The sequence below is a fragment of the Lutibacter sp. genome, assembly GCF_016342705.1.
Classification (GTDB): domain Bacteria; phylum Bacteroidota; class Bacteroidia; order Flavobacteriales; family Flavobacteriaceae; genus Lutibacter.
This window is the reverse complement of record NZ_JAEINV010000001.1, coordinates 464,387-477,716: the sequence shown is the minus strand read 5'-3', so window position 1 is coordinate 477,716 and position 13,330 is coordinate 464,387. Positions and strand designations below refer to the sequence as shown.

Here is a 13,330-nt window from a genome sequence, read left to right as displayed (position 1 = left end):
ACTTACTTTTTTACTAATTGCTTTATTTTAATACTAAATGCAGCAAAAGTTAAGGTCATAATTGGACTTAGCCAGTTAAAAATTGCATATATAAAATATTCGTGAACGCCAACACCTAAAACTCCAGATTGATAAGCTCCACATGTATTCCATGGTATTAATACTGACGTAACTGTCCCAGAATCTTCTAAACTTCTACTTAAATTTTCTGGCGCTAACCCTTTATCATGAAATGCTTTTTTAAACATTTTTCCAGGGATTACTATGGCTAAATATTGGTCTGAAGCAATGGCATTTAAACCAATACAACTTATAACTGTACTTGCAAATAATCCAAAAATGGAAGTCGCTATTTTTAATAATCCATTCGTAATTCTAGCAAGAGCACCAATGGCATCCATAATTCCACCAAAAAACATAGCGCAAATAATTAAATAAATTGTCCATAACATTCCTTTCATACCTCCTGCACTAAATAATTCATTTAGCTTATCGTTATCTGTTGCAATATGGGTATCAAAAAAAATGGAATTTATTACCGTTTTATAACTATTTGTTCCCGGTAACATATCTAGTATATCTCCTTGAAAAATAACTGCAAAAATTCCTGCCAAAACAACACCAATTCCGAGCGCAATTAGCGGCTTTGTTTTTAATAAAATAAGTACAATTACAACCAATGGAACAATAAATAAATAAATTGAAATATGAAATGTTTCATTAATTGTATGTAACAAACCACTTACATCTGCACTTCCAGTAGTTTCTATATTTAAACTTATAATTGTAAATACCAAAATAGTGATTAAAATTGTTGGAACAGTGGTAAGTGTCATATACCTTATATGCGTAAAAATATCAGTTCCTGCCATGGCTGGAGCTAAATTTGTAGTATCGCTTAATGGAGACATTTTATCACCAAAATAGGCGCCTGAAATAACCGCACCTGCAATCATTCCTGAAGGAATTCCTAAAGCCGTTCCAATTCCAACCAACGCAATACCAACAGTTGCCGAAGTTGTCCAAGAGCTACCTGTTGCTACCGAAATAATAGCTGCAATAACTACTGAAGCAGGTAAAAATATTGATGGACTTAACACTTGTAATCCATAATAAACCATGGCTGGTATAATACCACTTATTAGCCAAGTTCCTGCTAAAGCACCCACCAAAAACAAAATCATAATAGGAATAAAAACACTTTTTAAGTTTTCCCAAACTTCCAATAACATTGTTTTTATATTTACCTTATTAAAAAAGCCAACAATAGAAGCTACTACGCCTCCCATTAACAAAATAAATTGATTGGAATATTCACCCAACCATTCCCCTCCTGCATAAAAAATATTATATGCCAAAAGCATCATTAAAATAACTACAGGAATTAAAGCCTCTAAAATATTCAACTCTTTATTTTGAATAATTTTTTGATCTTCTATCTTAATTTCAGAAAGGTTTTTGTTGTCTTGCATTCTTTAAATTTTGGAAATGTAATGATACGCAAAAATGCAAGTTTGTGCAAATAGAAAACCCCACTCTAGAATTGAGTGAGGTTTTATAATAAAAATCAATAAAATAAAACGGTACTATTTTAAAACGCCCACTTTTGTCATGCAGCGTCTCATTGCTCTATATGTCCTTTCAATATCATTATCTAATCCAATTGAAAATCTTATAATTCCATTAGATAAACCCATTTGTTTTTGTTCTTCTAAAGGAATTTCTGATGAAGTACTTGTGCCTGGAGCACTGAATAAAGTTTTGTAAAACCCAAGACTTACAGCTAAATAGCCTAAATTTTCATGCTGCATTAACTCCATTAATTCATTTGCTTTGTCCAAATTTCCAACATCAATAGTCATCATTCCGCCAAAACCATATTCTTCATTATACATGCTTTTAAACAATTCGTGATCTTTATGACTTTTTAAACCTGGATATACAACTTTCAATCCATCCAATTCAAATTTTTCAGCTAAATATTGTGCGTTTTCGCTGTGCTTTTTCATTCTAATATGCAACGTCCTTAAGTTTTTTAGAATACTTGAAGCCCGTAAACTATCCATAACTGGCCCTAACAACATGGCAGCTCCATCGTTTACACTTCTTAAACTATCAATAAATTTTTGCGTTCCACAAACTACGCCTCCAACAGTATCATTTGTTCCGTTTATAAATTTAGTTAAACTGTGAATAGTAACATCTGTTCCTAATTTTTGAGGAGAAATTAACAATGGAGAAAACGTATTATCAACCACTAATAATATATTATGCTTTTTAGCAATTTTAGATAATTCCGGTAAATTAGCAATTTCTAATAATGGATTACTAATGGCTTCGCAATAAATCATTTTTGTTGAAGGAGTTATTGCTGCCTCCACTTTTTCTAATGAAGTAATATCAACAAACGAAGTAGATATATTTAATTTTGGAGCAAAGTTCTTCAAAAAAGCATAGGTTCCTCCATAAATTGTTCTTGCCGAAACAATATGATCTCCAGCACCACAAACTTGTAATAATACCGATGTAATTGCTCCCATTCCAGATGCAGCTACATTTGCTGTTTCTGTGCATTCCATTGCTGCCAAAGCTTTGCTTAAGTATAAATTACTCGGACTTGTATGGCGAGAATATAAATAACAACCTTCCGCATGACCTTCAAATGTATCTAACATTGTTTTTGCATGTAAAAAAGTGTAGGTCGCAGAATCTGATATTGAAGGGTTTACACCTCCAAATTCACCAAAATATTGTAAATCTTGAATATTGTTTGCTGGCTTATTACTCATAATGTTTAATTTTTGTTATAAAACTACTAAATATCCATTCATTTAATGTGTAAATATTTATAAAACAGTTATTTTATCTTATTTAATTTTCATTAATAGTTTTTATTACTGTTTTGTTTCGTTTATTTTTTTATTTTTAGCAAAAAATTTTAGTATGACTGCTATTGACCCTATTGACCAACAGATTTTAATGTTGCTTCAAGAAAATTCTAAAATAAATATTAAAGAAATTGCATTAAAAGTTGGACTTACAGCAACACCAACGTATGATAGAATTAAAAGACTTGAAAAAAAAGGAATTATAAAAAGATATATTGCCGAACTAGATAAACAAAAATTAGGTCTTGAATTAACCGTTTTTTGTCAAGTTACATTGCAAGTGCATTCTAAAACATTAATTACACAATTTGAAAATGCGGTTAATAAAATGCCCGAAGTTTTGGGATGTTACCACGTGGCAGGAAATTTTGATTATTTATTAAAAATTATAACACCAAATATAAAATCGTATCAACTTTTTTTGAAGAATAAGCTTTCTGTGTTAGAATCTGTGGCAAATGTGCAGAGTAATTTTGTAATGAGTGCTGTAAAAGATCATTCCACCTTAAATGTTATTTCATGAAAAAAGGCTGTTTTAGAAACTAAATTTCCGTCAACCTGAATTTATTTCAGGTTCTCATCAAGATTTTATATCAGTACAATGAGATGCTGAATCAAGTTCAGCAAGACGACTTCCTAGATTTTTAGAACAGCCTTTTTAATATTATTTGAAACAACTACTTAGTTGCACTTACTTTAAATGAAATTTCAAAGGCATCGTCAATAAATTTATCTTTTAAATCATCAAAAAACTTTTGAGATTTATACTGAATATTATATTCAGTTCTATCAATTTTAAAAGCGTCTCCTATAAGTTCAATTCCTGTTTCCGTTTGTACTAAAGTTACTAGGAATTCTATAGTTTTTGTTATTCCTTTTATAGTTAAATCGCCTTTCACTAAAGTAGTGTCTCCATTTACAACCTCCTTAATTTGAAAGGTAGCTGTTGGATTGTTTTCTACATCAAAAAAGTCACCATTTTTTAAATGACCTACTAATTTTGCATTGTATTCATCATCCGCTGGAATATCCAATACTACAATGGAATTCATATCAAAAGTAAAATTACCTGCTGTTAATTTACCGTTTGCAACTATTAAGTTTCCTTCTTTAATAGTAACTGTACCGTTATGAGTTCCAGTTGGTTTAAATCCTTTTCAGTTTAAAATTGAACTTTCTGTATTTGCAGTATAAGTTCCATCTACAACAGTTTCAACTTTATTAGTAGAAACAGGTTCTGTTGGTTCTTTTCCTTTTTCGTTTTTACAAGAAATAAAAGTTACACTCACCATAAGTGCAAAAATTAAAATTTTTTTCATTTTTTAGTTTTTAATTAATTTAGTATTAATTACAATAATAAGTTAATTTTATAAAAACCAATAAAATTTTATAGGTTTTAATAATTTTTTAACTGTTTAACAGATTGATTTCAGCTTAATTACTCCCGTAATTTAGAATCAATTATAATAGTTACGGGTCCGTCGTTGAGTAGAGAAACTTTCATGTCCGCACCAAATACACCTGTTCCAACTTTTTTATTCAGTTGTTGCTCTAAGGATATAACAAATTTTTCGTATAATGGAATAGCAATTTCTGGCTTTGCAGCTTTAATATATGATGGTCTGTTTCCTTTTTTTGTGCTTGCGTGTAATGTAAATTGACTTACCACAATGGCATCACCATTGATGTCTATGAGAGATGTATTCATCACATCGTTTTCATCATTAAAAATACGCAGATTTACAATTTTTTTAGTGAGCCAATCAATATCTTCTTGGGAATCTTCATGTTCAATTCCCACTAAAATTAACAGACCCGTATTAATTTCACTCACCATTTTTTCGTTAATTGTAACGGAAGCTGATGATACTCTTTGAATAACGGTTTTCATAAAAATTAACTATAAATATCTGTTCTATAATGCTCTTCATCACCTTCCACCATTTGCACATAACTATTGTAGCGAGAAGCAGCAATATCGCCACTTTCCACAGCATCTTTTATGGCGCATTTTGGTTCGTTGATATGTAAACAATTATTGAATTTACATTTAGATTTTAGTTTAAAAAACTCAGGAAAATAATCTGTAATTTGTTCTGGTTGAAAATCTACCACACCAAAACCTTTAATTCCTGGAGTATCAATTATAAAACCTCCAAAACTAAGTTCAAACATTTCAGCAAAAGTTGTAGTGTGCTGCCCTTGTTTGTGTTGTTTAGAAATTTCAGCAGTTTTTAAATTTAAAGAAGGCTCAACGGCATTCACTAACGTAGATTTTCCAACGCCTGAATGCCCTGAAAACATCGTTGTTTTTCCTTGCATTAATTCCTTTACCTCATCAATACCAATTTTTTTTGTGGCAGAAATCGCAATACATTTATACCCAATTTCAGTATAAATAGCATCAAATGTTGCCAATTTATCCAACTGATCATCATCGTAGGAATCTAGCTTATTAAAAAGCAATACAGCAGGAATATTATATGCTTCAGCAGTTGCTAAAAAACGATCTATAAAACCCGCAAAGGTTGGTGGACTATCTATTGTAACCAATAAAAAGGCAATATCTATGTTTGAGGCAATAATGTGTGTTTGTTTTGAAAGATTCACTGATTTACGAATGATATAATTTTTTCTTTCAAAAATTTCATTTATAACACCTGTAATTTTAGAGTCTTCTAATTCAAAACGTACACGATCTCCAACGGTCACTGGATTTGTGCTTTTTATTCCTTTCATTCTGAATTTTCCTTTTAGCCTGCATTCCATTTTTTCACCTGTTTTTGTGTAAACGGTGTACCAGCTGCCAGTAGATTTTGTTACAATTCCTTCCATTAGCACAAATATAATTTAAAAAGTTCTATAAGATTATGAATTTACAACAGAAACTATGAAAACAAAAAAAGCTTCAATATAAATTGAAGCTTTTTTGTTGATCCACAAGGACTCGAACCTTGACTGACGATACCAAAAACCGGAGTGCTACCATTACACCATGGATCATTTTGCGGGTGCAAATTTAAGGTAAAGTTTTAAATCAACAAATATTTTTAACTATTTTTTTATTTTTTTTATCAATAAACCATCTTTAATACTTTATTAACGCTTCTTACCGTTCTAAGAGTCAATATTTAAGTTTAATTTTATTAATTTCGCCACGATTAAAAAATTTTATATGAAGTCCTTCAATTTCACAAAATGGAATAATAGTATTGGTTGGTTAACCTTTTCAATTGCCCTTTTAACGTATGCTTTAACTTTAGAGCCAACTGTAAGCTATTGGGATTGCGGTGAGTATATTTCAACTGCCGTAAAATTAGAAGTTGGGCATCCGCCGGGAGCTCCTCTTTTTCAAATGTTAGGAGCATTTTTTGCACTGTTTAGCACAGATGTTACTGAAATTGCTAAAATGGTGAACTTTATGTCTGCCTTAGCAAGTGCTTTTACTATTTTGTTTATGTTTTGGACTATTACAGGTTTAGCTAAAAAAATGGTGAAAAATGCCAATGAATTAAGTAGTTCCACTTCAATTGCTATTTTAGGAAGTGGAATGGTTGGTGCTTTAACCTATACTTTTTCAGATAGTTTTTGGTTTAGTGCAGTTGAAGGGGAAGTTTATGCTATGTCTTCTTTTTTAATGGCCCTATTATTTTGGCTTGGCTTGCGCTGGGAATCTGAAATGGACAAGCCACAAGGAAATAAATGGTTATTATTAATAAGTTTTGTTGTTGGTTTATCTTTTGGTGTTCATATATTATCATTATTAGTAATTCCATCTATTGTATTTTTATATATTTTTAAAAAATATGACATCATTAATTTCAAACAATTTATAATTGCTAACGTAGTTTCAATATTCGTTCTATTCTTTGTTTTTAAATTACTCTTTCCCTATACTTTAAAATATTTTAGTGCTTTAGAGCTGTTTTTTGTAAATTCTATAGGATTACCTTTTAACTCTGGTAGTATTATTGCCAGTATTATTGTGGTCATTTTATTTTATGTAGGAATTAATTATACTCACAAAAAAAACTTAATTGGAGCTAACACTTTAATTCTTTCCGTATTATTTATTATGATTGGTTTCTCATCATGGATGATGTTACCTATTAGAGCAAATGCAAATACTACTATTAATGAAAATAACCCTTCAAGCGCAAGAGAACTATTAGCATATTATGATAGAGAGCAATATGGAGACGCTAATGTTTTTTATGACACATATTATTCTTTGGTATATGATAGAGAAGCAGATAAAAGCAATCCAACCAGAGATGACAAGCCTAAATATGAAAAGGATGAAAAATTGGGTCAATATGTAATTGTAAACAATTATAAAGATGCTTTACCAAACTGGAGCAGTAAGCACAAAGGTTTTATGCCTCGTATGGTAAGTACAGATGCCTCTGTTATTAAAAACTACAAGGCTATTGCAGGCATTCCACAAAGTAGTAAAAGACGACCTACATTTATTGAAAACATTAAATATATGATTGATTTTCAATTTGGGTATATGTATGGCCGCTATTTTATGTGGAATTTTGTTGGAAGACAAAATGATGAACAAGGGCAATTAGATTTACAAAATGGAAATTGGTTAAGTGGTATTAAATTTATTGATGAATGGCGATTAGGGCCTCAAACCAATTTACCATCAGATGTAAAGAATAATAAAGGACGAAACACCTATTATTTTTTCCCGCTAATTTTAGGACTTATTGGTGTATTTTATCAACTTAAAAAAGATAAAAATAATTTTTATACGCTACTCCTATTTTTTGCTTTTACAGGCTTGGCTATTATTTTTTACACCAACCCTAAACCTTTTGAGCCTCGTGAAAGAGATTATGCCGTTGTTGGCTCCTTTTATATTTTTGCAATTTGGGTTGGCTTTGGAGTATTAGCATTGTATGAATATTTAAAAAAATATGCCAATAAAAATACGGTTGCCATAGCAGTATCAGTTGTGGCTCTTTTAGCAGTTCCAACCATAATGGCTTCTGAAAACTGGGATGACCACGACAGATCTAACAGGTATACATCACATTTAAACGCAAAAGCATATTTAGATTCTTGCGATGAAAATGCTATTTTATTTACTATTGGTGATAACGACACATTTCCACTTTGGTACATGCAAGAGGTTGAAAACTATAGAACTGATATTAAGCTTATAAACACTAGCTTATTTCAAACCGATTGGTATATAGACCAAATGAAGCGAAAAACCTATAAAGCAGACCCAATTCCATCGCAATTAACACACGATAAATACAAATGGGGAACTTTAGACGTCGCTTATTATTTTGAAGAAATATTCCCGCAATTAAAAGACTCAACAGTAACTATTGATTATTTTATGAAATGGATTGAGAGTGATCAAAAGATTACTGAATATGACCTTGATGAAGATGGAATTCCAGAAAAAGTTTTGCCTACAAATAAAATTAGAATTCCTGTTAATATAGAAAATGTACTTAAAACCGGGCTTGTTGCTCCAGAAGACGCGCATTTAATTGTTCCTTATATTGATATTCAATTTAAAGGAGCACTATCAAAAAACAGAATTTTAATGTTAGATATTTTAGCCAATAACAATTGGGAAAAACCAATCTATTTTACTGGAGGAGCGCAAGCTGATGAAGAATATATTTGGCTGAAAGACTATTTACAATTAGACGGGATGACCTATAAATTGGTTCCAATTTTAACACCTGATGAAGGTAATTTCTTTGAAATGGGTAGAATAAATACAGATAAGATGTATAAAAATGTTAAAAATTGGGATTGGAGAAATATTACCGATGATAACATTTATTTAGATCCTGAAACACGTAAAAATTCAGTAACCTACAGAAATAACATGGAACGTTTGGCAAAAGCGTTAATTAATGAAAATAAACTGGACAAAGCCGAAGAGATTGCAGATATTTCTTTAGAAAAAATGCCCGTAAACAAATTTGGTCATTATAGTATGCTAATTTCTTATTTAGATATTTATTATACACTAAATAAAAAAGAAAAAGCCAGAAAATTAGCATCAGAATTAAAAACTGTGCTACAAGAAAATTTAACGTACTACAGTCAATATGACGAAACAAATGTTGAAAGTATGTTCAATGAAATTGAAAGAAGTTTATTAATGTACGACCAAATTGTAAAAACTGCAATTCAGTTTGATGATGAAGACTATGCAACTGCATTAAGAGACGAATACGTAACGTATTTAAAGCTTTTTGACTTTTTAATTGAAAAAGAATAATGAAAAAATATTTTGTAAAAACTCCGTACTTACTGAAACTAATTTTTAATAATTGGGTATGGAGTTTTTCAAAAAAAGAAAAAGTAATTTATTTAACTTTTGATGATGGTCCTACTCCAGAAATTACAGAGTGGACCCTTCAAGAATTAAAAAAATACCAAGCAAAAGCTACTTTTTTTTGTATTGGTAAAAATGTAGTTGCAAATCCGGAAATATTTAAAAAAATAATTGATGACGGTCATTCCATAGGAAACCATACGCACAACCATTTAAATGGCCGAAAAACAAGTTTTAATTTATATATTGATAATATTTTAAAAGCGGAAACAACTATAAAACCTGCCACTAAATTATTTAGACCTCCCTATGGTAAATTAACTTTAGCTCAGAGTTTTAAATTAAGAAAACTAGGGTATAAAATAATAATGTGGGATGTTTTAAGTGCTGATTTTGACAACTCAATTACCAATAAAAAATGTTTAGAAAATGTAATTAAAAACACAGAAAATGGCAGTGTGTTAATTTTTCATGACAGCGTAAAAGCAACTAAAAAGTTACAATACGTATTGCCTCTAATTCTAGATTATTATACTGCTAAAAATTACAGATTTGAAAAGATTACAGCGTAATTAAATTAAACGTATTGTTGCACTAAATTAATTAAAGTATTGGCATCTTGAGTTCCTGACTGACGCCATTTCATTTCCCCATCTTTATAAATTATAAAAGTAGGATTTCCTTTAATTCTTAAGGCGTTTGCTAAAGTTTCATTTTTATCAATATCAATTTTAATCACTTTTGCTTTATCTCCTAATGCAGCAGCTACATCTCGCAAAACATCTTGTAGGTCTTCAGAATTTTCCTCTTCCCATTCTGCATAAAAATCGATTAAAACAGGAATATCTGAACTTATTAATTCTCCAAATTTTGCCATAATTAAACTATCTCTTTAATAAAATTTTAAAAAAAATATCACTGTATATATACAAATGTAGCATTTTAATTTAAATTATCACTATTTACTTCTTTTTCAAGGTTATTACGGTAATTTCAGGCCAAATACCAACTCTACCAGGAAAAGCTAAAAAGCCAAATCCCCTATTTACATTTATAAATTTAGCGCCTTCATTATAAATTCCTGCCCATTGCTTATAAATATATTGCACTGGACTCCATTTAAAGCCTGGAATTTCAATTCCAAATTGCATTCCGTGTGTATGGCCACTTAAAGTTAAGTGATAATTATTTATATGATTTTTGACTTCTGTTTCCCAATGAGAAGGATCGTGGCTTAATAGTATTTTAAAATCGTTTTTAGCAATATTTTTTGATGCAACACCTAAATCTCCCGCTTTTTTAAAACGTGTTCCCCAATTTTCTACACCAACCAAAGCAATTTTATCTGTTCCACGTTCTAAATAAACACTATCATTTAATAATAAATGGAAACCTATTTTTGGGTGAATATCTTTAATTGCTTGAAAATTTGCTTCTTTTTCTTGTGGCGTATCAAAACGAACATATTCACCATAATCATGATTTCCTAAAACTGAATATTTTCCATCTTTAGCAGTTAACTTTTGAAAGTGAAAAATCCAAGGAGTCATTTCATCAGCTGTGTTATTAACAATATCTCCCGTAAATAAAATTACATCAGAATTTTGCTCATTTATTAAATCTATTCCGTATGCAATTTTGTCAGCATCATCAAAACTTCCACTGTGTATATCAGAAATATGAGTAATTTTAAAACCGTCAAAAGCAGCGGGCAAATCATTAAAAAAAAGTGTGTGATTGATTACCTGATAATTGTATTTTCCCCTTGTCATTCCATATAAAACTGATGCAAATGGAATAGCGGCTAAACCCAAAGCAATTTTACTCACAAAATCTCGTCTTTCAACTAAAAAAGATGTTGAATGAGCGTTTGTAAAATAATTGAAAACACCTTTAAAAACTCTAAAAATATCTTCACCAAAAAGCACTATTAATGCTAAAAATTTTGGGGTAATTGAAAGTATCAATAAACCAAAAGCAAACATAACGGATTGCGACAATCCTTTTGACGTATTAAAAGTATTCAGTTGATAAAAAACATTTACCAAAACAGCAATGGAAAATAACCAATATACTATTAAAACAATCTTATTTTTAGTAACTGATTTTACACTTTGAAAAGCATAAAAATCAATAAAAAGCACAAAGGCAATAAAAAGAATCCATCGTATCATAAAAACAAAACTAACTGTATTTTATGATTGTAAAAATAGTGTAGAAAAAATTAAGCTAACTTTAACAAATCTATTTTTATTGCAAATTTTAAGCTACATTGTAGTATTCCAATTACTCTTGCAGTATTGTTACATTTTTTTTAAGCCAAAGTTTCATGCGTTTAGAAGGCTGGTAGTTTAAAATAAATTTTTGAATACTTTGTTTAGATAATAATTTTGGATCAGGTTGAGCCGTTCCTTTAAACCCCAATTTAAATCGGCCTATATCACCCATATCAACAATATAGCCTTGCTCTAAACTATCTTGTAGTTTATTACCTAAGGCTTTTACCACCCCTACCACATCACTTTCAGTTAAGGTACATTGCTGGCTAATATCATAACAAATTTTATCTAAATCTATAATTCCTTTACTAACTGCCTGCATTATGTATTGGGGCTCATCTGAATCTTTTATATTGTTTCTTCTTTTTGTAATTCTATAATTTAAGGCCATAGCACTATTTTTTTATAATTTTAATGAACTGTTTTTAGGCACTACCAAAAGTACTATTTTTTACATACCTATAAATAGTAGTTAATTGCTTTATAAACGCACTTTATTAGGTTGTTAAATGAGCGATATTGGTTGTTAGTTGCAACAAAAGTTGTACAAATGAACAAAAAAAATTGTACAACTTACAATCTAAAGTTGTACAATTTTTCTAAAAAGTTATATAATAAATATTAGCAACTTTTTTAAGTCAGCTAAGCAACTATAAATAAGCTAGTTGTAAGCCATTATAAAGATACATTTTTTTTAGTGTTCTTAATTCTTTTTTTTAAAGTTTTTATGAACAAAATTAATTAGTCTTTCCGTATTCTGTATTACTACCATCACTATCAATTTGATAATGAAAATCTATTTCTAATAAACCAACACTTCCAGTATAAGTATCATCAGCACTCACAGAAGAGTTTCTAAAGAGTCTACATACTAACATGCTAGATAGTGTTCCGGCGGGTCCATTAGTAGTAGAAATAATACTCGTTAAGGGTGTAATAACATGTTCACGTGCCTCAATCAAAGTCCCATTAGGAGTAGCCAAGCCATTTCCATAAACTATAGAAGGTGAAGTATTAAATTGCTGCCCAACATTTACCCATACGTATTCTAAGCCCCATGAAACTCGTTTATCACCAACTGCATCATCTACTGTCCAATGCACATGCGGATATATAGCTGTTCCTTGCTTCCAAGCATGTGGCATTTGTACGGTAAAAACAACATCACTTACTTTATTTGCATCGGTTTGTTCCTTAAAAAACAATAGAGAAAGACCTGATCCTGATATAAATTGTTCCCATGTAGCTCCTTCAGTTATATTCTTTATTTTAACAGAGTTCACAGGTACTTTTAAATCATCCCAACGTGTTGCTTCTCCAACATAGCTTAAAGAGCCATCGGTAGTGATTTTAGTATAGTTTTTATTAGATGCTGTGCTATCGCCCATAATAATTACACCATTGGCATCAATTTTCATGCGTTGAACATTTCTCGTTGTAAAATTAATTTCATCGCCATTAGGGTCGGTATCAGTAACCTTTTCAACTTCAACTTTTGTATCACCATCAGCATCAACAATTGAACTACCTGATACTAATTCTTTCCATGCAGGAGTAGTTGCGGTTCCATTATAAAACCAAAAGCTTTTTGTGGTAGTATCAAAAACCAACAACCCGTTTGCAAGTGTTGTAATTGCCGTTCTTTGTGCTGTTGTCATTCTTGGAATTAACACCCCTTTATCATTATCTGGCGACTGTATATCTAACATAGAGGAAGCATCTGGGCTTGTAGTTCCAATACCTACTTGAGCTTGAGCACTAAATGACATGAAAAACATAACATGTAAGGTTGTAATAAATATTTTAAGATTTGCTTTTTTCATTTTTAAATTTTTTTTATTATA

12 protein-coding genes, 1 tRNA gene and 1 pseudogene are annotated in these 13,330 nt (G+C 30.5%); 3 read left to right on the top strand and 11 right to left on the bottom strand.

The genetic code is table 11. The features are described from left to right. Positions 1-2: 2 nt before the first annotated feature. Together nhaC and JEY78_RS01930 are read right to left on the bottom strand one after the other, a co-directional pair. The gene (gene nhaC, locus JEY78_RS01935; protein ID WP_291846331.1) at positions 3-1,472 is read right to left on the bottom strand and encodes a Na+/H+ antiporter NhaC; all 1,470 of its coding nucleotides are present in this window, start codon (positions 1,470-1,472) and stop codon (positions 3-5) included. A gap of 114 nt (positions 1,473-1,586) precedes the next feature. Further along, positions 1,587-2,789, bottom strand: coding sequence for an aminotransferase class I/II-fold pyridoxal phosphate-dependent enzyme (locus JEY78_RS01930; RefSeq protein ID WP_291846329.1), 1,203 nt, complete (start codon positions 2,787-2,789; stop codon positions 1,587-1,589). A gap of 154 nt (positions 2,790-2,943) precedes the next feature. On the opposite strand from JEY78_RS01930, the gene JEY78_RS01925 reads away from it, so the two are divergent. Then, the gene (locus JEY78_RS01925) at positions 2,944-3,411 is read left to right on the top strand and encodes an Lrp/AsnC family transcriptional regulator (RefSeq protein WP_291846327.1); all 468 of its coding nucleotides are present in this window, start codon (positions 2,944-2,946) and stop codon (positions 3,409-3,411) included. A gap of 154 nt (positions 3,412-3,565) precedes the next feature. On the opposite strand, the pseudogene JEY78_RS01920 reads toward JEY78_RS01925, so the two are convergent. From JEY78_RS01920 to JEY78_RS01900, 5 genes and pseudogenes are all read right to left on the bottom strand, one after another. Next, positions 3,566-4,012, bottom strand: a pseudogene (locus tag JEY78_RS01920) (YceI family protein); the annotation flags it as partial. Positions 4,013-4,045: 33 nt separating this feature from the next. Then, a complete protein-coding gene (locus JEY78_RS01915; RefSeq protein WP_291846325.1) occupies positions 4,046-4,207 on the bottom strand; it encodes a hypothetical protein in 162 nt (53 codons plus the stop codon). A gap of 119 nt (positions 4,208-4,326) precedes the next feature. Next, positions 4,327-4,779: a D-aminoacyl-tRNA deacylase gene (gene dtd, locus JEY78_RS01910; protein WP_291846324.1), complete on the bottom strand. Its 453-nt coding sequence runs from the start codon at positions 4,777-4,779 to the stop codon at positions 4,327-4,329. Between the two features lie 5 nt (positions 4,780-4,784). Further along, positions 4,785-5,723, bottom strand: coding sequence for a ribosome small subunit-dependent GTPase A (rsgA, locus tag JEY78_RS01905; RefSeq protein ID WP_291846323.1), 939 nt, complete (start codon positions 5,721-5,723; stop codon positions 4,785-4,787). A gap of 97 nt (positions 5,724-5,820) precedes the next feature. Beyond that, positions 5,821-5,891 (bottom strand) — tRNA-Gln (locus JEY78_RS01900). Positions 5,892-6,063: 172 nt separating this feature from the next. Between JEY78_RS01900 and JEY78_RS01895 the strand changes: the two genes are divergently transcribed. Both JEY78_RS01895 and JEY78_RS01890 read left to right on the top strand, forming a co-directional pair. After that, positions 6,064-9,150 (top strand): DUF2723 domain-containing protein, encoded by a 3,087-nt coding sequence (locus JEY78_RS01895; protein WP_291846322.1) that lies wholly within the window; start codon positions 6,064-6,066, stop codon positions 9,148-9,150. Beyond that, entirely contained in the window at positions 9,150-9,779 is a 630-nt protein-coding gene (locus JEY78_RS01890) for a polysaccharide deacetylase family protein (protein WP_291846321.1), read from the top strand. The genes JEY78_RS01895 and JEY78_RS01890 overlap by 1 nt, the downstream gene beginning before the upstream one ends. 5 nt (positions 9,780-9,784) lie before the next feature. Here JEY78_RS01890 and JEY78_RS01885 read toward each other — a convergent pair whose 3' ends face one another. From JEY78_RS01885 to JEY78_RS01870, 4 genes are all read right to left on the bottom strand, one after another. Continuing rightward, the gene (locus JEY78_RS01885) at positions 9,785-10,084 is read right to left on the bottom strand and encodes a co-chaperone YbbN (protein ID WP_291846320.1); all 300 of its coding nucleotides are present in this window, start codon (positions 10,082-10,084) and stop codon (positions 9,785-9,787) included. An 85-nt stretch (positions 10,085-10,169) separates the two neighbouring features. Then, positions 10,170-11,381 (bottom strand): metallophosphoesterase, encoded by a 1,212-nt coding sequence (locus JEY78_RS01880; protein WP_291846318.1) that lies wholly within the window; start codon positions 11,379-11,381, stop codon positions 10,170-10,172. A gap of 112 nt (positions 11,382-11,493) precedes the next feature. Next, positions 11,494-11,877 (bottom strand): HU family DNA-binding protein, encoded by a 384-nt coding sequence (locus JEY78_RS01875; protein WP_291846316.1) that lies wholly within the window; start codon positions 11,875-11,877, stop codon positions 11,494-11,496. Positions 11,878-12,223: 346 nt separating this feature from the next. Continuing rightward, positions 12,224-13,309: a hypothetical protein gene (locus tag JEY78_RS01870; RefSeq protein ID WP_291846315.1), complete on the bottom strand. Its 1,086-nt coding sequence runs from the start codon at positions 13,307-13,309 to the stop codon at positions 12,224-12,226. Positions 13,310-13,330: the final 21 nt, after the last annotated feature.